17 protein-coding genes and 2 pseudogenes are annotated in these 21,187 nt (G+C 65.9%); 12 read left to right on the forward strand and 7 right to left on the reverse strand.

Going from position 1 to position 21,187, the window contains the following annotated elements; all coding sequences use genetic code 11:
- Window positions 1-6 precede the first annotated feature (6 nt).
- From uvrC to E3O22_RS07010, 9 genes are all read left to right on the forward strand, one after another.
- Window positions 7-1,875: an excinuclease ABC subunit UvrC gene (uvrC, locus tag E3O22_RS06970; RefSeq protein ID WP_134396088.1), complete on the forward strand. Its 1,869-nt coding sequence runs from the start codon at window positions 7-9 to the stop codon at window positions 1,873-1,875.
- Between the two features lie 62 nt (window positions 1,876-1,937).
- Window positions 1,938-2,813: an RNase adapter RapZ gene (gene rapZ / locus E3O22_RS06975; protein ID WP_134396087.1), complete on the forward strand. Its 876-nt coding sequence runs from the start codon at window positions 1,938-1,940 to the stop codon at window positions 2,811-2,813.
- 98 nt (window positions 2,814-2,911) lie between these two features.
- The gene (whiA, locus tag E3O22_RS06980) at window positions 2,912-3,892 is read left to right on the forward strand and encodes a DNA-binding protein WhiA (protein ID WP_134396160.1); all 981 of its coding nucleotides are present in this window, start codon (window positions 2,912-2,914) and stop codon (window positions 3,890-3,892) included.
- A 125-nt stretch (window positions 3,893-4,017) separates the two neighbouring features.
- Window positions 4,018-4,644: a superoxide dismutase gene (locus tag E3O22_RS06985; protein WP_134396086.1), complete on the forward strand. Its 627-nt coding sequence runs from the start codon at window positions 4,018-4,020 to the stop codon at window positions 4,642-4,644.
- A gap of 84 nt (window positions 4,645-4,728) precedes the next feature.
- Window positions 4,729-5,733 (forward strand): type I glyceraldehyde-3-phosphate dehydrogenase, encoded by a 1,005-nt coding sequence (gap, locus tag E3O22_RS06990; protein ID WP_134396085.1) that lies wholly within the window; start codon window positions 4,729-4,731, stop codon window positions 5,731-5,733.
- Between the two features lie 11 nt (window positions 5,734-5,744).
- On the forward strand, window positions 5,745-6,959 hold the full coding sequence (gene pgk / locus E3O22_RS06995) for a phosphoglycerate kinase (RefSeq protein WP_134396084.1): 1,215 nt from the start codon (window positions 5,745-5,747) through the stop codon (window positions 6,957-6,959).
- On the forward strand, window positions 6,950-7,750 hold the full coding sequence (tpiA, locus tag E3O22_RS07000) for a triose-phosphate isomerase (protein WP_134396083.1): 801 nt from the start codon (window positions 6,950-6,952) through the stop codon (window positions 7,748-7,750). Before pgk ends, tpiA begins: the two co-directional genes overlap by 10 nt.
- Before the next feature lie 162 nt (window positions 7,751-7,912).
- Complete coding sequence (gene secG / locus E3O22_RS07005; protein ID WP_104170978.1) at window positions 7,913-8,164, forward strand: preprotein translocase subunit SecG; 252 nt, start codon at window positions 7,913-7,915, stop codon at window positions 8,162-8,164.
- Between the two features lie 79 nt (window positions 8,165-8,243).
- Entirely contained in the window at window positions 8,244-8,612 is a 369-nt protein-coding gene (locus tag E3O22_RS07010; RefSeq protein ID WP_134396082.1) for an RNA polymerase-binding protein RbpA, read from the forward strand.
- 95 nt (window positions 8,613-8,707) lie between these two features.
- Here E3O22_RS07010 and pgl read toward each other — a convergent pair whose 3' ends face one another.
- The 6 genes from pgl to tkt form a co-directional block, all read right to left on the reverse strand.
- On the reverse strand, window positions 8,708-9,478 hold the full coding sequence (pgl, locus tag E3O22_RS07015; protein ID WP_134396081.1) for a 6-phosphogluconolactonase: 771 nt from the start codon (window positions 9,476-9,478) through the stop codon (window positions 8,708-8,710).
- Window positions 9,475-10,443, reverse strand: coding sequence for a glucose-6-phosphate dehydrogenase assembly protein OpcA (locus E3O22_RS07020; protein ID WP_134396080.1), 969 nt, complete (start codon window positions 10,441-10,443; stop codon window positions 9,475-9,477). Before E3O22_RS07020 ends, pgl begins: the two co-directional genes overlap by 4 nt.
- Window positions 10,440-11,981 carry a glucose-6-phosphate dehydrogenase gene (zwf, locus tag E3O22_RS07025; protein ID WP_134396079.1) on the reverse strand — a complete coding sequence of 514 codons (1,542 nt, stop codon included), beginning with the start codon at window positions 11,979-11,981 and terminating at the stop codon, window positions 10,440-10,442. Before zwf ends, E3O22_RS07020 begins: the two co-directional genes overlap by 4 nt.
- A 69-nt stretch (window positions 11,982-12,050) precedes the next feature.
- On the reverse strand, window positions 12,051-13,658 hold the full coding sequence (locus E3O22_RS07030; RefSeq protein ID WP_134396078.1) for a glucose-6-phosphate isomerase: 1,608 nt from the start codon (window positions 13,656-13,658) through the stop codon (window positions 12,051-12,053).
- Window positions 13,655-14,791 carry a transaldolase gene (tal, locus tag E3O22_RS07035; protein WP_134396077.1) on the reverse strand — a complete coding sequence of 379 codons (1,137 nt, stop codon included), beginning with the start codon at window positions 14,789-14,791 and terminating at the stop codon, window positions 13,655-13,657. The genes E3O22_RS07030 and tal overlap by 4 nt, the downstream gene beginning before the upstream one ends.
- Window positions 14,792-14,850: 59 nt before the next feature.
- On the reverse strand, window positions 14,851-16,944 hold the full coding sequence (gene tkt, locus E3O22_RS07040) for a transketolase (RefSeq protein WP_134396076.1): 2,094 nt from the start codon (window positions 16,942-16,944) through the stop codon (window positions 14,851-14,853).
- A 283-nt stretch (window positions 16,945-17,227) separates the two neighbouring features.
- Here tkt and E3O22_RS07045 point away from each other — a divergent pair, with 283 nt between their 5' ends.
- Window positions 17,228-18,148, forward strand: a complete 921-nt coding sequence (locus E3O22_RS07045; protein ID WP_241976547.1) for a heme o synthase — start codon at window positions 17,228-17,230, stop codon at window positions 18,146-18,148.
- Window positions 18,149-18,224: 76 nt separating this feature from the next.
- Here E3O22_RS07045 and E3O22_RS07050 read toward each other — a convergent pair whose 3' ends face one another.
- The gene (locus E3O22_RS07050) at window positions 18,225-19,166 is read right to left on the reverse strand and encodes a heme A synthase (RefSeq protein ID WP_134397085.1); all 942 of its coding nucleotides are present in this window, start codon (window positions 19,164-19,166) and stop codon (window positions 18,225-18,227) included.
- A 265-nt stretch (window positions 19,167-19,431) separates the two neighbouring features.
- Here E3O22_RS07050 and sufB point away from each other — a divergent pair.
- Together sufB and E3O22_RS07060 are read left to right on the forward strand one after the other, a co-directional pair.
- A pseudogene (sufB, locus tag E3O22_RS07055) lies at window positions 19,432-20,899 on the forward strand (Fe-S cluster assembly protein SufB).
- A pseudogene (locus E3O22_RS07060) lies at window positions 20,900-21,187 on the forward strand (Fe-S cluster assembly protein SufD); the annotation flags it as partial.

Raw genomic sequence — 21,187 nt, forward strand, 5'->3', positions numbered from 1 at the left:
ACCATCATGTCCGATGCGCTGAGCTACCGTCCCAAGACGGGCGAGATCCCCACGAGTCCCGGGGTGTACCGATTTCGTGACGAGACCGGGCGGGTACTCTATGTCGGCAAGGCCAAGAACCTGCGGGCGCGGCTCGCGAACTACTTCGCCCCGCTGAGCAGCCTGCATGAGCGCACCCGGCGCATGGTCACCACGGCCAGTTCGGTTGAGTGGACGGTCGTCGGCACCGAGGTCGAGGCCCTTCAGCTGGAGTGGACCTGGATCAACGAGTTCGATCCGCCCTTCAACGTGCGGTTCAAGGACGACAAGTCCTACCCGTACCTCGCGGTGACCCTCGCCGACGAGGCGCCGCGGGCTCTCGTCACCCGCACCACCGGCATCCGCGGCGCCCGGTACTTCGGACCGTACCCGAAGGTCTGGGCCGTGCACGAGACAATCGAGCTGATGCTCAAGGCCTTTCCCATCCGCACCTGCAACAACGCCAACTACAAACGTGCCATTCAGTCCGGCAAGCCCTGCTTCGGCGGGCAGATCGGGCGGTGTTTCGGCCCCTGCTCCGGCCTGGTCTCCATCGAGGAGCACCGGGTGATCGTGAATGAGTTCGTCAGCTTCATGGGCAGCCAGGATCGCAAGCTGATCAACCAGCTGACCGCGGAGATGAAGGATGCCGCGGTGGGCCAGAACTACGAGGTCGCCGCCAAACGGCGCGACCAGGTGCGGGCGCTGAACGCCGTTCTGGAGAAGAGCGCCGTCGTGCTTCGCGACAGCGTCGACATCGACCTGTTCGCCATCGACCAGGATGAACTCGCCGCGGCGGTGCAGCTGTTCATCGTGCGGGGCGGCCGCATCCGCGGTGTGCGCGGCTGGATGGTCGACAAGGAACTCGACCTCACGACGAGCGACCTGATCGACTCGATCATGCTGACGGCCTACGGCTCCGGAGCCGTGCCTCCGCGGGAGATCGTTGTGCCGGAGTTGCCCGACGACGCCGCGGCGCTGGAAACCTGGCTGGCCGGCGTCGGCAAACGCAAGGTCCGGCTTGTCGCTGCCCAGCGGGGCGAGAAGGCCGCCCTACTCGCCACGGCGACCCAGAACGCCAAGCATGCCTTGATGCTCTACAAGACCCGGCGGAGCTCCGACTTCGTCGCCCGGTCCAAGGCCCTCGAAGACATCCAGGAGGCGCTGGAGATGCCCTCCGCGCCGCTCAGGATGGAATGCTACGACGTCTCGCACCTGAGCGGCACCAACATCGTCGCCTCCATGGTGGTGTTCGAAGACGGGTTGCCGCGAACCGACGAGTACCGCCGGTTCAGCATCCCCGAGTCCACGGATGACACGGACTCCATCTACCGCACGCTTACCCGCCGCCTGGCCTACCTGATCCCCGACGAGGAAGCGGCGCCGGAGGGCGAGGCCGATGCCACGGTGAAGCGCAAGAAGTTCCGATACCAGCCGAACCTGCTCATCGTCGACGGCGGCCAGCCTCAGGTGGCCGCGGCGGCGCGGGCGCTGCGCGAATCCGGCGTCACCGGTATCCAGCTGTGCGGAATCGCGAAGCGGCTCGAGGAAATCTGGTTGCCGGACTCCGACTACCCGGTGATCCTGCCGCGCAACAGCGACGCCCTGTTCCTGATCCAGCGCATCCGCGACGAGGCACACCGGTTCGCGATCATGCACCAGCGCTCGAGAAGAAAGCGGGATATCACGTCGGTGCTGGGCGAGGTCCCCGGTCTCGGCCCGGCCAGAGTCAAGGTGCTCCTGCAGCATTTCGGCTCCGTCACCCGGCTCAAGGAGGCGCCGGCGGAGGCGATTGCCGACGTTCGCGGCATCGGTCCGGTGCTGGCCGAGGCGATTCATCGCCACTTGCGCGCCTGAACGGTCCGGCTGATCGGTAGGCTGGACACTAAGGTTCCACCCGATCGAAGGCGCAGTCCAGAATGACAACGGAGAACGACAGGCAGGAAATGCTTATCGTGACGGGGATGTCCGGCGCAGGCCGCTCCACCGTGGCCAACGCGCTGGAAGACCTGGGCTGGTACGTCGTCGACAACCTTCCGCCGCAGATGCTGCGCCCACTGGCCGAACTCGTCGGCCGGGCCGGCACCAGCCTGCCCAAGATCGCCTCCGTGGTCGATATCCGCGGCCGGGACTTCTTCACCGATTTCCAGGAAATCGTGCACTCGCTGCGGAAGACGTCCCAAGTGCGGGTCATTTTCCTCGAAGCCCGCGACGACGTGCTCGTGAGACGGTTCGAATCCGTGCGACGACCGCATCCGCTGCAGGGCGACGGCACGATTCTTGACGGCATCGCGGCCGAGCGCGTCAAGCTCAGCGCCGTGCGCGAGTCCTGCGACCTCGTCATCGACACCTCAGATCTCAACATCCACCAGTTGGCCACGTCGATCTCGGACCGCTTCGCCGCCGAGGATGCCGCCGGGGTGCACGTCACGCTGATGAGTTTCGGCTTCAAATACGGCCTTCCCACCGACGTCGACATGGTCGCCGATGTGCGTTTCCTTCCCAACCCGTTCTGGGTTCCCGAGCTGCGCAGCCACAACGGCCAAGACTCCGAGGTGCGGGATTTTGTTCTCGCCCAGACCGGGGCGCGGGAGTTCATCTCGCACTACGCGGCGGCCCTGGAACCGGTCCTCGCGGGGTACCAGCGGGAGAACAAACGCCACGCGACCATCGCGGTCGGGTGCACGGGCGGCAAGCACCGCTCGGTCGCCATGGCCGCGGAAATAGCGGCCCTGGTCAAGGACTTCCCCGGTGTCGCGGTCAGCGTCAAGAATCGCGACCTCGGACGGGAATAACCCGGCCACGGGCGACTGCATCCAGCAGACGCCCACTCCGGCCAGAACGACTACAACTCGGCCCCACTTCAGGCCAGGACGACAGAATGGACAAGCGATTGGCACTCACCGCCGACGTCAAAGACGAGCTTGCTCGCGTCGAAATTTCAAAGACCACGGTGCGTGCAGCGGAACTGGCCACCATTCTCCGATTCTCCGGCGGACTGCACATGATTTCCGGCCGGATCGCCATCGAGTCGGAGCTCGACACCCCCCTCCTTGCCAGGAGGGTGCGCAAAGACCTCGCCGAGCTCTACGGTGTGCGCAGCGACGTGACCGTGATCCCCGCCGCCGGCCTGCGGCGCGCCAGCCACTACCTGGTGCGAGTGCTTGACGGCGGCGAGACCCTCGCGCGCCAGACCGGGCTGCTCGACGCGAGACGGCGCCCGATTCGCGGTCTGCCGAACCGGCTCACCACGGGCTCGAAGGAAGAGATCGCCGCCGTTTGGCGTGGAGCCTTCCTCGCCCACGGCTCTCTGACCGACCCGGGTCGTTCGGCGGCGCTGGAGGTCACCTGCCCCGGGAATGAATCTGCCATGGCCCTTGTGGGAGCCGCCGGACGCCTCGGAGTCGTCGCCAAGGCGCGTGAGGTTCGGGGCGTGCACCGTGTCGTCATCCGTGACGGCGACGCCATCGGCGCCATGCTCGTGCAGATGGGGGCGCAGGAGACCGTGCTCAACTGGGAGGCCCTCCGCCAGCGTCGCGAGGTGCGCGCGACTGCGAACCGACTGGTCAACTTCGACGACGCGAACCTGCGCCGCTCCGCTCAGGCCGCGGTGGCCGCGTGCGCGCGCGTGCAGCGCGCCATGGAAATCCTTGACGAGGAGATCCCGGAGCACCTCCGCTATGCGGGTGAGCTGCGCCTCGCCTTCCGCGACTCCAGCCTCGACGAGCTCGGTCACCACGCGGATCCGCCCATGACGAAGGATGCCGTCGCCGGCCGCATCCGTCGCCTGCTGGCCATGGCCGACAAGAAGGCCGCCGACCTGGGCATCCCGGGCACGGACTCGAACCTCCCGGCCGACCTCGATGACGTCTGATCTGCCCGGCGTTCAGCGTTCATCCACGTTCGTCACAGCCACAGCGCATCCTGAGTAGACTGGAATGGTTGCTCACGAACGGGTGGCGGAGCGTTTCGCGCCGACAACTACAGAGGAGATGCACCTTGGCTGAATACACACTTCCGGCTCTGGCCTACGACTACTCGGCCCTTGCGCCGAGCATCAGCGGCACCATCATGGAACTTCATCACGGCAAGCACCACCAGGCCTACGTCACCGGGGCCAACACCGCCCTGGCCCAGCTGGCCGAGGCTCGCGACAGCGGCAACCTCACCAACGTGAACAAGCTCGAGAAGGACCTCGCGTTCAACCTCGGCGGCCACGTCAACCACTCGATCTTCTGGACCAACCTGTCGCCCGATGGCGGAGACAAGCCTACCGGTGACCTGGCTAGCGCGATCGAGGACAACTTCGGTTCCTTCGACAAGTTCCAGGCCCACTTCGCGGCCGTGGCCCTTGGCGTACAGGGCTCCGGCTGGGCGGTGCTCGCCTGGGACTCGATCGGCCAGCGCCTGATCATTCAGCAGTTCTTCGACCAGCAGGCCAACTTTGCGGCCGGCACGATTCCGGTGCTGATGCTCGACGTCTGGGAGCACGCGTACTACCTCGACTACCGCAACGTCCGTGCGGACTATGTGAAGGCGTTCTGGAACATCGTCAACTGGGCCAACGTCCAGGAGCGCTTTACCATCGCACGCGAAAAGACCACCGGACTGCTGCTCCTCTCCTGAGAGGAGTCGGCCCCTACGGGGGCCCGCAGCCCGTCCGATTCACCCACCACAACGCGCTTCGGCGCACAAGAATAGGAGACATTCGTGTCTGTAAAGATTGGTATTAACGGATTTGGCCGCATTGGCCGTAATTATCTTCGCGCCGTCCTGGCCCAGGGCAGCGACATCGAGATCGTCGCCGTGAACGACCTCACCGAGGCGAAGACGCTGGCTCACCTTCTTAAATATGACTCCATCACCGGTCGCCTTCCCGCCACCGTCGAGGTCGATGGAGACACCATCCTCGTCAACGGCAAGCCGATTAAGGTCCTTGCCGAGCGCGACCCCGCCAACCTGCCCTGGGCAGCCCTGGGCGTCGACATCGTGATCGAATCCACCGGACGCTTCACGAAGGCCGAGGATGCGCGCAAGCACATCACCGCCGGTGCCAAGAAGGTCATCGTTTCCGCTCCGGCCTCCGGCGATGCGGCAACCATTGTCATGGGCGTCAATGAGGCGGACTACGACCCGGCCAAGTTCGACATCATCTCCAACGCGTCGTGCACCACGAACTGCCTCGCGCCCCTCGCGAAGGTGTTCAACGACAACTTCGGCATCAAGCACGGTCTGATGACCACGATCCACGCGTACACGGCCGACCAGAACCTGCAGGACGGCCCGCACTCTGACCTGCGTCGTGCCCGCGCGGCCGCTCTGAACATCATTCCGACCTCGACCGGTGCCGCCAAGGCCCTCGGCCTGGTTCTGCCCGAGCTCAAGGGCAAGCTGGACGGCTTCGCGCTGCGCGTTCCGGTTCCCACCGGCTCCATCACCGACCTCACCGTCGTTGCCGAGCGTCCCGTCACCGTCGAGGCCATCAAGGCCGCGTACAAGGCTGCCGCTGAGGGTCCCCTCAAGGGCATCCTCATGTACACGGAAGACGAGATCGTCTCCAGTGACATCGTCACCGACCCGCACTCCTCGATCTTCGACGCCGGCCTGCTTCGCGTCATCGGCGACCAGGTCAAACTGTCCGCATGGTACGACAACGAATGGGGCTACTCCAACCGCATGGTTGACCTCACCGCGCTCGTCGCCAAGAGCCTCTAACGGGGTCCGCAGTGACGCTGCGTACTATTGATTCACTGGGGCAGCTCGGCGGAAAGCGCGTCATCGTCCGTTGTGACCTGAATGTGCCGTTGCAAGACGGTCAGATCACCGACGATGGGCGCGTCCGGGCATCCTTGCCCACCATCAAGGCCCTCATCGAGCAAGGCGCGCGAGTTGTGATCGTGTCGCACCTCGGTCGCCCGAAGGGCGCACCGGAAACCAAATACAGCCTGGCTCCCGTTGCCGATCGTCTCGGCGAGCTCCTGGGCGCGGACGTGGCATTCGCCACGGACACGGTCGGCGCGTCGGCTCAGGCTGCCGTTGCCGCCCTCACCGACGGTGAGGTGGTTGTTCTCGAGAACCTCCGCTTCAACGCGGGGGAGACCGCCAAGGATGACGCCGAGCGCGGCGCCTTCGCCACGGAGCTCTCCGCTCTGGGCGATGTGCTCGTCTCGGACGGCTTTGGCGTCGTGCACCGCAAGCAGGCCAGTGTGTACGACCTCGCCGGGATCCTTCCCAGCGCGGCCGGCCTTCTGATCGCCGCTGAGCTCGAAGTCCTGGATCGCCTCACCGAGAAGCCCGAAGCGCCGTACGCGGTCGTTCTGGGTGGCTCGAAGGTGTCCGACAAGCTCGGCGTCATCGGGCACCTGCTGCCCCGCGTCAACTCGCTACTCATCGGCGGCGGCATGGCGTACACGTTCCTCGCTGCTCAGGGACACACGGTGGGTGCAAGCCTGCTGGAGGTCGACCAGATTGAAACCGTTCGCGGTTACCTTCAGGAAGCGGAGCGCCTGGGCGTGCGGATCGTGCTGCCGACGGATATCGTCGTCGCCTCCAAATTCGGGGCAGACGCCGAGGTAGCGGTCACCCCGGCCGACGCGATCGAGAGCACCACGTTCGGCGCCTCCGGTCTCGGCCTGGACATCGGACCGGCAACCGGTGCGGTGTTCGCCGACATCATCCGGTCGTCGAAGACGGTCTTCTGGAACGGTCCGATGGGCGTGTTCGAGTTGGCGCCATTCGCGGAGGGCACCCGTGCGGTGGCCGGCGCGCTGACCGAGGTCGACGGCCTGAGTGTCGTCGGTGGTGGAGATTCGGCCGCGGCCGTGCGCATTCTCGGTTTCACCGATGACCAGTTCGGTCACATTTCTACCGGCGGCGGCGCGAGCCTCGAGTTCCTCGAAGGTAAGCGCCTGCCAGGACTGGAGGTCCTCGGATGGCAGTAAACGAACACCCACGGCGCACTCCGCTGATTGCCGGCAACTGGAAGATGAACCTGGACCACCTCCAGGCCATCGCGTTCGTCCAGAAGCTCGCCTGGAATCTCAAGGATGCGAAGCATGATGTCGCAGCGGTCGAGGTCGCGGTGTTCCCACCGTTTACCGACCTCCGCTCCGTGCAGACGCTCGTCTCCGCTGACAAGCTCCCGATCGCCTTCGGCGGGCAGGACCTGTCGGCCCAGGATTCGGGCGCGTACACCGGTGAAATCTCCGGCTCGTTCCTCGCGCAGCTTGAGTGCAAGTATGTGTTGATCGGTCACTCCGAGCGCCGCACACTGCACGCCGAGACTGACGAGATCGTCGCGGCGAAGGTCACGGCAGCGCTCAAGCACAACCTGGTTCCGATCATCTGCGTCGGCGAGTCTGCCGCGGACCTGGAACTGCACGGCCCGAGCGCCGTACCGGTCGCCCAGCTGCGCGCGGCCCTGGCCGGCGTGACTAACGCGGCCGACCTCGTCGTCGCCTACGAGCCCGTCTGGGCGATCGGTTCCGGTAAGGCGGCAACGCCGGAGCAGGCCGAGCAGGTGGCGGCGCAACTGCGTCTCGTGCTCACGGAGACGCTGGGCCAGGATGTGGCCGACAAGACCCGCATCCTGTACGGCGGTTCCGTGAAGGGTTCGAATATCGCGGGCTTCATGCGCGAGCCGAACGTGGACGGCGCCCTGGTTGGCGGCGCCAGCCTGGATATCGACGAATTCTCGAGCATCGTCCGGTTCCAGCAGCACGTCGGTCTGTAGCAAGACAACTGCACCACATCTGCTGTCTCAACTCGGCAGCAGGCCTCGAACCAGCCCACCGGCCCCCAACAGGGGGTCGGTGGGCTGGTTCGTGAGTCAGGCTATGATTATCACTGATCTTGATGGGTTTTTTTAGGCTCATCGCACTGTGAAAGGTTTCGCGTGGAGATTCTCCAGGTTGTGCTGCAGGTGTTGCTCGGAATTACGAGTCTCCTGTTGACCATGCTCATTTTGCTACACAAGGGGCGTGGTGGCGGTCTGTCCGACATGTTCGGCGGAGGTGTCACCTCCAACCTCGGTGCGTCCGGTGTGGCGGAACGCAACCTCAACCGCATCACCGTCATCCTGGGGTTGCTCTGGATTACCTGCATCGTAATCCTGGGACTCATCACCAAGTTCGACACGGGGCTTTAGCCTCCCGTTTCACAGAGTCGACGAGCTCTAGCTCAACCGGTCAATCGGCTACAACGCCCTTTTCAAGCGGAGGAACATAATGGCATCTGGTGGCAGCGCAATCAGAGGATCCCGGGTCGGTGCCGGCCCCATGGGCGAGCAGGACCGCGGATTTCACGCGGACCGCATCAGGGTGTCCTACTGGGACGCCCTCGGCAACGAGACCGTGCGTTACTTCGCGGCGAACCTCCCCGATGAGGAGATCCCGGTGACCATCGACTGCCCGTCGTCGGGGCTCCCGGCCGGGCGCGACAAAGAGAACCCACCGTCGGTGGTCAAGCTCGAACCGTACAAGACACACCTGGCCTATGTGAAGGAACGCCGCACCGAGGAAGAGGCAGAGTCGCTTCTCGAAGAAGCGTTGCAGCAGTTGCGCGTGCGCCGGGGCAAGCTGTCCGCAACGAACTGACGTTTGGACCCGCGCGCCCGTCGTGCACTGAGAAAGGCCCCGACTCCGGTCGGGGCCTTTCTCAGTGTGCGGGTCTGCCCGAGCGGGTGACTGTTCTAGAACGTCGACGCGGTGAGGTTCTCGGGAACCTCCGCAGCGGCCTCCCGGTCGACGAAGAAGTTCGTGTACCGGCGGCCCTTGATGCCCGCCACGGGCACCTCGTCGCGGCTGGCGCCGGCCAGGGCGAGACCGAGCGCCGATGCCTTGTCCGGCCCGGCCAGCACCATCCACACGCATCGTGAGGAGTTGAGGGCCGGTCGGCTGAGGCTGAGCCGCTCCGCGGGGGGCTTGGGAGAGTTGCGCACGGCGAGCACGCTCTTGCTGTGTTCGCGGATGCCGGCCTGGTGCGGGAACAGGGAGGCGACGTGGCCGTCCGGCCCCACGCCGAGGAAGGTGATGTCGAAGCGCGGCAGGTCGGTTCCCTCGATCGAGGCGGACTCGAGCAGCGCGGCGTAGCTCTCGACTGCGGTGTCGAGGTCGACTCCCTCGTCCGAGGCGGCGAAGGGGTGGATGTTCGCTTCCGGGATCTGGATGTGGTCGAGTAGGGCGGTGCGCGCCTGGCGCTCGTTGCGGTCGGAGTGCTCCTTGGGTACCCAGCGCTCGTCACCCCACCAGAACGTGACCAGGCCCCAGTCGATGGTGTCGCGGGCCGCGGAGGCGTTGACAGCTTCCAAGACCTCGATCGCGACGCTGCCGCCGGCCAGGACCACGTTTACTTCTCCCTGTTCGTGCAGGAGATCCACGGTCGTTGTGATGAATCGGGCCGCCACCGAGGCGGCCAGGGCCGCGCGATCGGTGTGCACGAGTACGCGTCGTTCGTTGGTCACGGTCGTCCTTCGTTGTGTTCTGCGACCACATTGTCAAGGTGCGGTAGGCCGCGCGTGATGACCTCACCATACAGCTCATCGGGGTCGAGGCGGCGCAGCTCGTCGCTGAGGCAGTCCCGCAGGCTCCGGCGCTTGAGGGTGAGGTCCTGAACGGGTTGGCCGGGCTGGGTGAGTCTGGCGACGTCGGGCACGTCTCGTTCGAGCGAGATGAGCCCGGCCGAGCGCGTCAGGTGCACACTCCGGATGCCGTGGGACAGCGGTCCCGTCGTGAACTCGTAGTCCACCGAGACCTGCAGTTGCAGGGCGAGCCAGGCGGCGAGCAGGGTCGTGGACGGCGAGTCCGCGGCACCGGCCACCTGCACGGCGGTCACGGGCAGGTAGGGCGGCTGGTCGAGGACCGCCGCCAGCTGGGCGCGCCAGAGGGTCAGGCGGGTCCAGGCGAAGTCCGTGTCGCCGGGACGGTATGAACTGCAGAGGTGATGAAGCGCGGCCTGCGGGTCGGGCTGCGCGGAAGCATCCGTGATACGCCGTTGGGCGATGCGTCCGAGGGGCGAATCCGCTGGCACAGTGGGCGCCACACCGGGCCACCAGGCCACGACGGGGGCGTCGGGCAGGAGCAGGCCGGTGACCAGGCTTTCCGGGTCGCTGGCGGCCTCACCGAAGGCGCGCAGCACGATGACCTCGCTGGCGCCCGCGTCCCCGCCGACACGGATTTCCGCGTCGACGCGGGGGGCGAGTGGGGAGGCCGTGTCATCCTGGTCCATCGTCGACAGCACGATCACGCGCATGGGGTGTTCTCTGGACGCGTCGTTCGCGGCCTCGATGGCCTCTTCCTCGCGGCCCATGGTGGACGCGATGATGAGCGTAAGTACGCGGCCGAGGGCCACCGCGCCGCCTTCTTCGCGGATGCGCACCAGGGCCTTGGAGATTTTGGAGGTGGTCGTGTTGGGCAGATCGACGATCATGGGCGTCTCCAGTGTCGGCCGTCGCGGGACAGCAGTTCGTCGGCCGAGACCGGACCCCAGGTTCCCGGCCGGTATTGCTCGGGTTGGCCCTGCTTCGCCCAGAACTCCTCGATCGGGTCGAGAATCTTCCACGAGAGCTCGACCTCCTCGTGCCGGGGAAAGAGCGGTGGGTCGCCCAGGAGCACGTCGAGGATGAGCCGCTCGTAGGCCTCGGGGCTGGCCTCGGTGAAGGCGTGGCCGTAGCCGAAGTCCATCGTCACGTCGCGCACCTGCATGCCGGCGCCGGGCACCTTGGAGCCGAAACGGATGGTGACGCCTTCGTCGGGCTGCACCCGGATGACCAGGGCATTCTCGCCCAACGGTGCGGAGTTCCCCTTGCCGAAGAGGTGCTGGGGGGCTCGTTTGAACACCACGGCGATCTCGGTCACCCGGCGGCCCAGGCGCTTGCCCGCACGCAGGTAGAAAGGCACCCCCGACCACCGGCGGTTCTCAATGGTCAGCCGCAGCGCGGCATACGTTTCGGTGCGGGATTCGGGGTCCATCCCGTCCTCGTCCAGAAACCCCACGACCTTCTCGCCGCCCTGCCAACCGCCGGCATACTGGCCGCGGGCCGTGCCACGGGCGAGGTCGTCGGGAAGCCGGACGGAGGCGAGAACCTTCTCTTTCTCCGTGCGCAGGTCGGCAGCGTCGAAGGAGATGGGTTCCTCCATGGCGGTTAGCGCCAGAAGCTGCAGCAGGTGGTTCTGGATGACGTCCCGAGCTGCGCCGATGCCGTCGTAGTAGCCGGCCCGACCGCCTACGCCGATGTCCTCGGCCATGGTGATCTGCACGTGGTCGACGTAGTTGGCGTTCCAGATCGGTTCGTACAACTGGTTCGCGAAGCGGAGGGCCAGAATGTTCTGCACCGTCTCCTTGCCCAGGTAATGGTCGATGCGGAAGACCGAGTCGGGCGGGAAGACCGACTCGACCACGGCGTTCAGTTCGCGCGCCGTCTGCAGGTCACTGCCGAACGGCTTTTCGATTACGACCCGCCGCCACTGCCCGTCCGTCTGCTCGGCCAGGCCGGAGCGGCGCAGCTGCTCCGTGACCTGCGGGAATGCCTTCGGCGGGATCGACAGGTAGAACGCATGGTTGCCCATCGTCCCGCGCTCCCGATCGAGTTGCGCGATGGTGTCCTTGAGCAGTTGGAACGACGCGGCGTCGTCGAACGACCCCGGCACGAAACGGATGCCCTCGGCCAGCTGGGTCCAGACGTCCTCGTTGAACTCGGTGCGCGCGTACTCCTTGACCGAGTCGTGCACGACTTTCATGAAGTCCTCGTTGGTCCAGTCGCGGCGTGCGAATCCGACGAGCGCGAAACCCGGCGGGAGGAGGCCGCGGTTGGCGAGGTCATAGACGGCCGGCATGAGTTTCTTCCGCGACAGGTCACCGGTGACGCCGAAGATCACCAAGCTGCTGGGCCCGGCGATGCGATTCAGACGGTAGTCGTTCGGTGAACGCAGTGGATTGAACTCCGGGGTGATTTCCACCGGGGACATGCAACTCCTTCGAGGTGTGGCGTTCGAGCACGTTGTTCGGCGCCGGCCCGCGGACCGGCGCCGAACGGGTTAGCGCAGTGCGTCGAACAGGGTGGCGATGTTCATGGCCGGGTCGGTCAGCGTCAACGTCAGTACGGGGCGACCGTGGTCCGCCAGTACGCTGGCGTCACCGCTAGCCTGGGCCTGGATGAGTTCCCCGAACGTGAAGGGGCGCTCCGGGATGTCGAGGTCGACGTCCGGGGTGGTGAGGATCTGCAGGAACACCCCGGTGGCCGGTCCGCCCTTGTGCAGCTGGCCGGTGGAGTGCAGGAACCGCGGTCCCCAGCCGAACGTGACCGGGCGCTTGGCCAGTGCGGCTAACAGATCACGGATTTCGGCGAGCTGGGGCAGTTCCAGCCGGTTGACGTAGGCCTGCACGGAGATGTAGCCGTCCGTGCCCAGCTCCTCGATCAGGGCATCGATAGCGGAGGGCAGGTCGCTGGCGGCGCCGATCACGTGCGCGGTGCCGCGGATCTCGATTCCGTCCGTGATGAACGCGGCGGGGACCGGTTCGGGACGGGCGTCGAGGAGACCGCGGGTCGCGTTCTTGGCGGCCTCGACATCCGGCTGGTCGAACGGGTTGATGCCCAGCAGGCGGCCGGCGACGGCGGTGGCATACTCCCAGACGAGGAACTGCGCGCCGAGGGTGCCGCTGACCCGGATCTCGTCGTGTCCGCCGTTGTCGGAGAACACGTCGAGGCCGGCGTCGGAGACCAGGCGAACAACCTGCAGGTCAGGCAGGTCCAGGGTCAGCTCGGGGGCGTCCAGGTCGAGCACGACGGGAAGGATGCCGATGCCCTGTTTGCCGGTGGATTCGGCGATCAGCTGTTCGGCCCAGTCGGCGAAACCGACGATGTGGGTGCCATCTTCGACGATTGCGAGCTTGTCGCGGCGCGGGGTGGTCGCGGCGATGGCCGCACCCAGGATGAGCCCCGGGTTCTCGGCGGTGTCCACGGCGAGGGAAAGCGAAATGGCCTCGGCCTCGTCAAGCAGCCCGGCGATGTCCACGCCGGCAAGGCCGGACGGAACGAGTCCGAACGCGGTCAACACCGAGAAACGTCCACCGACCGTGGGGTCCGCGTTGAAGACGCGGTAGCCCACCGAGCGGGCATCCGCGTCGAGGGGGGAGCCAGGGTCGGTCACGATGATGATGCGCTCGACCGGGTCGATGCCGGCCTCGTGGAAAGCGCGCTCGAAGACACGGCGCTGGCTGTCGGTCTCGGCCGTTGAGCCGGACTTCGACGACACCACGAGCGCGGTGGCGGCCAGGTTCTCGCCGAGGGCCGCGAGGACCTGACCGGGGTCGGTGGAGTCGAGCACGGTGAGGTTCACGCCCGCGGTGCGGGTGATGACCTCGGGGGCCAGCGACGAGCCACCCATGCCGGCGAGGGCGATACGGGTGACTCCGCCGGCCCGCAGGGAGTCGCGCAGGGCAAGGATCTCCGCGACCAGTGGACGGGAATCCGTGACGGACTCGGTCCAACCGAGTCGTTTCGCGGCTTCGGCTTCGGCTTCGGGGCCCCAGAGGGCCGGGTCGAGGGCGGTGATCCCGGATGCGACGAGGTCGGCCACCAGGGTCGGGACGGTGGTGCGAACGGCCTCGGCCGCCGCGCCGCTCACGGAGATGTGGAAGCTCACAGTGCCGCCCCGGTCTTGGTCGTCGTGGCGGTCTCGAGGGCAGTGGTCACGGTCTCGAGGAGTTCATTCCACGAAACGATGAACTTGGCCACGCCTTCGGCCTCGAGAACCTGGGTGACGTCGTTGTACGAGATACCCTCGTTCGCGAGTGCGTCGAGAACCAGGTTGGCTTCGTCGTACGCGCCGGTGATGGAGTTCGCGGGGATGACGCCGTGGTCGAGTGTGGCCTCGAGGGTCTTCTCCGGCATGGTGTTGACGACCCCGGGCGCGACCAGGTTGGTCACATACAGGGTGTCGGGGAGGCTGGGGTCCTTGACGCCGGTGGAGGCCCAGAGCGGGCGTTGCTTGTTGGCTCCGGCGCTGATCAGGCCGAGGGCGCGCTCGGTGGAGAAGGCTTCCTCGTAGACCTGATAGGCGAGCTGGGCGTTCGCGACGCCGGCCTTGCTCTTGAGCGCAAGCGCGGCTGTCGTCCCGATGACCTCGAGGCGGGAGTTGATCTCGGTGTCGACCCGCGAGACGAAGAACGACGCAACGGAGTGGATCACGCTGAGGTCGAGGCCGGCCGCCTTGGCCTTCTCCAAACCGGACAGGTACGCGTTGATGACCTGGCGGTGACGTTCGAGGCTGAAGATCAGGGTGACGTTGACGCTGATGCCGAGGGCGATCGTCGCGGTGATCGCTTCGAGGCCTTCCACCGTGGCGGGGATCTTGATCATGGCGTTGGGTCGATTGACCTTCGCCCACAGTTCCTGGGCCTGCGTGACCGTGCCGGCCGCGTCGTGGGCAAGCCCGGGCTCGACCTCGATCGACACGCGCCCGTCGACGCCGCGGGTGCGATCGTAAACCGGGCGGAAGATATCGCTGGCCGCGGTCACATCGTCGGTGGTGATCTCGAACACGGCGTCGTGCACGCTGGTGCCGGCGGCGGCAAGCGCGGCCACCTGCTCCGCGTAGGCCTCGCCCTTGCTGAGGGCGCCGGCGAAGATCGTCGGGTTGGTGGTCACGCCGACGATGTTCTTCGTGTCGATCAGGTTCGCCAGGCCGCCGGAAGTGATGCGTTCCCGGGACAGGTCGTCCAGCCAGATGCTGACGCCGGCCAGTGACAGCTCGGCGAGGGGAGTGTTCTCAGTCATAATTCGTATCTCCTTGGAATGCAGGGTATTCAGGTGTGTGGTGTCGCGGCGTGGCGGGTTCAGTGCGCGGCGAGGGATTCCTTGGCGGCGGCGACGACGGCATCCGTCGTGATGCCGAATTCACGGAACAGGGTCTTGTAGTCGGCCGACGCGCCGAAGTGCTCGATCGAGACGCTGCGGCCGCGGTCGCCGACGTACTTGTCCCAGGTCAACGCGATTCCCGCCTCGACGGATACCCGGGCGGTGATCGATGCGGGCAGGACAGACTCGCGGTACTCGGCGCTCTGCTCCCGGAACCATTCGAGGCTGGGGGCCGACACGACGCGCGCGCTGATGCCTTCGGTCTGGAGCTGCTCGCGGGCCGCCAGGGCCAGCTGCACCTCGGAGCCGGTGCCGATCAGGATCACCTCAGGGGTGCCGCCCGCAGCCTCAGCGAGCACGTAGGCGCCCTTCGCCACGTTCCGGGCGGATGCGAGCACGTCGCCGGTGGCGTCGCCCTCGCCGCGGTCGAACACGGGAATGTTCTGGCGGGTCAGCACGATACCGGCCGGTCCCTGGCGGCGCTCGAGGATGGTCTTCCACGCCCAGGACACCTCGTTGGCGTCGCCGGGGCGCACCACGTCGAGTCCGGGGATGGCGCGCAGGGTCGCGAGCTGCTCGATCGGCTGGTGGGTGGGGCCGTCCTCGCCGAGGGCGACGGAGTCGTGGGTCCAGACGAAGATCGAGGGGGCCTGCATCAGCGCGGCCAGGCGGATGGCCGGGCGCATGTAGTCGCTGAAGATCAGGAAGGTGCCGCCGAAGGGGCGGGTGTTCCCATGCAGCACAATACCGTTCAGGATGGCGGCCATGGCGTGTTCGCGGATGCCGAAGTGCAGCACTCGGCCGTAGGGGTTGCCGGTCCATTCGCCGGTGGAGTGCTCGCTCGGAATGAAGGAGGCAGCGCCACCAATGGTGGTGTTGTTCGATTCTGCGAGGTCGGCGGAGCCACCCCACAGCTCGGGGACGACCGTGCCGAGCGCGGTGAGGACCTTGCCGGACGCGGCACGGGTCGATACCTCCGTGCCGGCGGGGAAGACGGGCAGGGCGGCCTCGACGCCGTCGGGCAGGTCGCCGGAGAGCACCCGATCGAGCAGGATCTTGCGTTCGGGGTTGGCGGTCGCCCAGGCGTCGAACTCGAGGTTCCAGGCGGAGTGGGCGGCGGCGCCGCGGTCCACGGCCTGTCGGGTGTGCGCGATGACGTCGTCGGCGACCTCGAAGGCCTGTGCGGGGTCGAAGCCGAGGACCGTTTTGACGGCGGCCAGCTCTTCGGCGCCGAGCGCCGAACCGTGGATCTTGCCGGTGTTCTGCTTCTTCGGGCTGGGCCAGCCGATGATGGTCTTCAGGATGATCAGCGACGGCTTGTCGGTGACGGCCTGGGCCGCCTCGATCGCGTCGTTGAGCGCGGCGACGTCTTCGACGTAGGCGCCGGTCTTCTTCCAGTCGACCGTCTGCACATGCCAGTCATAGGCCGAGTAGCGGGCCGCGACGTCCTCGGTGAAGGCGATGTTGGTGTCGTCCTCGATGGAGATCTGGTTGCTGTCGTAGATCGCGATCAGGTTGCCGAGCTGCTGGTGGCCGGCCAGGGAGGAGGCCTCGCTCGTGATGCCTTCCTGCAGGTCGCCGTCGCCGGCGATCACGTAGACGAAGTGATCGAACGGGCTTGTGCCGACCGGCGCATCCGGGTCGAATAACCCTCGTTCGAAGCGTGAGGCGTAGGCGAAGCCGACGGCGGAGGCCAGACCCTGGCCCAGGGGACCGGTCGTGATCTCGACCCCATCGGTGTGGCCGTACTCCGGGTGCCCGGGGGTCTTGGAACCCCAGGTGCGCAGAACCTTCAGGTCGTCGAGCTCGAGTCCGTAGCCACCGAGGTACAACTGCACGTACTGGGTGAGCGAGCTGTGGCCGACCGAAAGGATGAAACGGTCACGACCGATCCACTCGTTGTCGGACGGGTCACGCCGCATCACCTTCTGGAACAGGAGGTAGGCCGCGGGAGCGAGGCTCATGGCGGTACCGGGATGCCCGTTCCCGACCTTCTCCACGGCATCGGCCGCGAGGAGGCGTGCGGTGTCGACCGCCGTGCTGTCAATCGAATCCCACTGCAGTGCTGCCACTTGATATTGACCCTTCTGAAGACGAGGGAGAAGGTTGCTGAGAACCCGCACCCGCTATTGTGCGCGCCCGAGGACATCAGCGTCATCACGGTGTCGCAGCAGATGCCCGGTTCCGGTGGATCAGCATGCATGCACCGAGATTGGCGAGCACCCCCAGTATAGGCAACGCCGGTTCGGACCCGTGATGTGTCGTCTCGTGACGCATCCCCGGCGGCCCGGCGACGGTTTCGGATCCGACAGTTCGCCTAGAATCACAGTCACTGTCACCAGCGTTGGAGGAGCCTTGCCCGGAGCCGCCGAAACCCACACCCTGAGCACCCCACGCACGCTCCGGCGCACGGCAAGGGCCTACCTCTCGCTAACCAAGCCGCGGGTCGTGGAACTGCTCCTGGTGGTCACCGCTCCCACGATGATCCTGGCCGAACAGGGCATCCCGAGCCTGTGGCTGGTCGTGGCAACCCTGATCGGTGGTTCGCTTAGCGCCGGCTCTGCCGGGGCGTTCAACTGCTACATCGACCGGGACATCGACCGGCTGATGAAGCGTACCCAAAATCGCCCGCTCGTCACGGGGGAACTCACCGACCGGCAGGCCCTGGTGTTCGCGTGGCTGGTCGGTCTGGCATCGATTCTCTGGCTGCTGGCCTTCACGAACTGGCTCGCCGCGGCCCTGTCGCTGGGTGCCATCCTGCTCTATGTCGTCCTCTACACGATGGTTCTGAAACGCCGCACGGCCCAGAACATCGTCTGGGGCGGCATCGCGGGCTGCATGCCCGTGCTCATCGGCTGGGCCGCCGTGACCGGCGACCTGTCATGGCCGCCCTTCGTCCTGTTCCTGATCATCTTCCTGTGGACGCCGCCGCACTACTGGCCGCTGTCCATGAAATACCGTGACGACTATCAGGCCGCCGGCGTGCCGATGCTGGCCGTCGTGCGCGGCCGCAGCCAGGTGGGCCTACAGGTCATCCTGTACGCCTGGGCGACCGTCGCCTGCTCGCTCCTGCTCGTGCCGATCGCCGGCATGGGCCTGCTGTACCTCTTCGTAGCCCTGGTGACCGGCGCCTGGTTCATCTACGAGACGCACCGGCTGTACGGCCTGGCGATCCGCCACGCGGAGGTGTCGCCGATGCGCGTCTTCCACGGTTCGATCGCCTATCTCACCCTGTTGTTCCTGGCCGTCGGAGTTGATCCGCTGCTCCCGTTCTAGCCCGCAGCTGCCATTCGACACCGGGCACGGCGTTCGGGCTGTGATGACCACACCCAAACGACGAGGACTGACGTCGCTACCGGCGACCGACCAGGTCGGGGGTGGTCGCACTGGGGGACACCCGCATGTCCATCGGTGTGCTGAGGTTCAGGACGAGCGCGGTCAGGATGGCCACGAGCACGCAGGAGAGCACCATGTGGATGCCGACCAACCCGGCAGGCAGGCCCGTGTTGGACTGGATCAGGCCGACGCCGACCTGCATGGCCTCGACGAGCAGAAGGAGAAGTGCCCAGCCCTGCGTCGGCAGAGCGCGAGAGAAGGCCGCGACCAGGAGAACCACGGTGAGGGCAACGGTGACGTAGGCCGGCCAGCTGTGCACGTGCTGCAGGATTTCGGGGTCAAGGCCCGTGCGGGGAGCATCCGCATCCCCGGCGTGCGGGCCCGAGCCCGTGGTGAGGATGCCGACGAGGATCGTGACGAACACGACCGCGCTCGTCACATATGCCAGCGTCCGATACCAGACCGGAACCGCTAGGGTGCGCGGCACCCGGCCGGTGTAGACCCGGTGCACGAAGACGGTGCACAACACGACCAGGATTACGGAGATCACGAAGTGGATGCCGACCACATAGGGGTTCAGCTGGGCAAGAACGCTGATGCCGCCGATAACGGCCTGCGCGGGGATGCCCAGCCCCGCGAGCAGGGCGACCCAGAACAGGTCGGGGCGTTCCTTACGGAGGCGCACCACGGCGAGGAAGGCCGCGATCGCGACCAGGCCGAGGGCAACTCCGAGCAGGCGATTGCCGAATTCGATGTAACCGTGGATGCCCATCTCGGGCGTGTTGACGACTGAGTCCGCGGTGCACTTGGGCCAGGTGGGGCAACCGAGGCCCGAGCTGGTCAGGCGCACCAGGCCACCCGTCCCGACCAGCAGAATCTGGGCGGTGAGGTAAATCCACGCGATCACACGCACACGCCTGTCAATCCTGGTCGGCAACCACGCCGTAATTCTATTCACCGGTTCTGCTCCCTCTTCGATGACCACATGTGAAAACGCCGGATCGCACCGCTGAACCCGTCGCCAGCCTGTAGAATTAGGTGTTTCATGGGCGGGAACGTAGCGGTTGACACAACCGCGGCGCTCCACCCCGTCGTCCTTAAACATCTTAGGTACGCAACGTAGCCGCCCACACAACCGATCCCAGACCGGGTCTCCGCTGGAGGCCATTCTGGGAACGACCGGACTAATATCCGGGTTGCCGTGGATGGGAGAAGAGGTAAATATGTCTGACGTCCTGCTTGACCGCCCCGAACTTGCGGGGCTTGGTGTCTACGAATTCGGGTGGTCCGACTCCGATGCTGCTGGTGCCTCCGCCCGCCGTGGGATCTCGCCGGAGGTGGTGACTGATATCTCCAATCTCAAGGGCGAGCCTGAGTGGATGCTGCAGCGTCGCCTCAAGGCCCTTGAGTTGTTCGAGCGCAAGCCGATGCCGACCTGGGGTGCTGACCTGTCGGGCATCGATTTCGACAACATCAAGTATTTCGTGCGTTCCACGGAGAAGCAGGCCCAGACGTGGGATGACCTGCCCGAGGACATCAAGAGCACCTATGAGAAGCTCGGCATTCCCGAGGCTGAGCGTCAGCGTCTTGTCTCCGGTGTCGCGGCCCAGTATGAGTCTGAGGTGGTTTACCACCAGATCAACGAGGAATTGGCTGCGCAGGGTGTCATTTTCATGGATACCGACACGGCGTTGAGGGAGCATCCGGAGTTCTTCGAGGAGTACTTCGGCACGATCATTCCCTCCGGCGATAACAAGTTCGCGGCGTTGAACACCTCGGTGTGGTCGGGCGGCTCTTTCGTGTATGTGCCGCCGGGCGTGCACGTGGNTGTGGTCGGGCGGCTCTTTCGTGTATGTGCCGCCGGGCGTGCACGTGGAGATCCCGTTGCAGGCCTACTTCCGCATCAATACGGAGAATATGGGGCAGTTTGAGCGCACCCTGATCATCGCGGACGAGGGCAGCTACGTGCACTACATCGAGGGGTGCACGGCCCCGATCTACTCGTCTGATTCTCTGCACTCCGCGGTGGTCGAGATTGTGGTGAAGAAGAATGCCCGCGTTCGCTACACGACTATTCAGAACTGGTCCACGAACGTCTACAACCTGGTCACGAAGCGTGCGACGGCGGCGGAGGGTGCCACGATGGAGTGGATCGACGGCAACATCGGTTCCAAGGTCACGATGAAGTACCCGTCGATTTATTTGATGGGTGAGCACGCTAAGGGGGAGACCCTGTCGGTGGCGTTCGCGGGTCCCGGTCAGCATCAGGATGCGGGCGCGAAGATGATCCACATGGCGCCGTATACGCAGTCTTCGATCGTGTCGAAGTCGATTGCCCGGGGTGGTGGCCGGTCCGGTTACCGCGGTGAGGTGCGGGTGGATGCCACGGCGCACCACTCCGCGAACACGGTGCGCTGTGACGCGCTGCTGGTGGACACGAAGTCGCGTTCGGACACGTATCCGTCGATCGATATCCGGGTCGATGATGTGCAGTTGGGCCATGAGGCCACGGTGTCGCGGGTCAGCGAGGAGCAGCTGTTCTACCTGATGAGCCGGGGGATGCCCGAAGACGAGGCGATGGCCATGATCGTGCGCGGCTTCATCGAGCCGATTGCCCGGGAGCTGCCGATGGAGTACGCCCTTGAACTCAACAAGCTCATTGAAATGGGCATGGAAGGATCCGTCGGCTAAATGTCCGCCGCCTCTGCACAACTCAATTCCCCCCCAACCACCCCGGCATCCGCAACGGATGCCCTGCCTACTGCGCAGCAGCACGGCATCAAGGAGCACTCGGACGGCCGTTTCGGTTATGTGCCGGTACAGACCCGGTCGGACCGGTTCGCGAGCGTGAACGTGGCCGACTTCGGTCCCGTCACGGGTCGTGAAGCGGTCTGGAAGCTATCGCCGGTGAAGAAGTTCACCGACCTGACCGCGGGTGTGCTCGACGGGTCGGAGTACCCGGTCGAGTCTTCACGCGTC

It is taken from the genome of Cryobacterium sp. TMT2-18-2, assembly GCF_004402245.1.
Lineage (GTDB): Bacteria > Actinomycetota > Actinomycetes > Actinomycetales > Microbacteriaceae > Cryobacterium > Cryobacterium sandaracinum.

Coding starts and splice junctions, on each gene's coding strand:
- uvrC (WP_134396088.1), top strand. CDS start 7: ATGTCCGATGCGCTGAGCTACCGTCCCAAGACGGGCGAGATCCCCACG.
- rapZ (WP_134396087.1), top strand. CDS start 1,938: ATGACAACGGAGAACGACAGGCAGGAAATGCTTATCGTGACGGGGATG.
- tpiA (WP_134396083.1), top strand. CDS start 6,950: ATGGCAGTAAACGAACACCCACGGCGCACTCCGCTGATTGCCGGCAAC.
- E3O22_RS07010 (WP_134396082.1), top strand. CDS start 8,244: ATGGCATCTGGTGGCAGCGCAATCAGAGGATCCCGGGTCGGTGCCGGC.
- E3O22_RS07020 (WP_134396080.1), bottom strand. CDS start 10,443: ATGATCGTCGATCTGCCCAACACGACCACCTCCAAAATCTCCAAGGCC.
- zwf (WP_134396079.1), bottom strand. CDS start 11,981: ATGTCCCCGGTGGAAATCACCCCGGAGTTCAATCCACTGCGTTCACCG.
- tal (WP_134396077.1), bottom strand. CDS start 14,791: ATGACTGAGAACACTCCCCTCGCCGAGCTGTCACTGGCCGGCGTCAGC.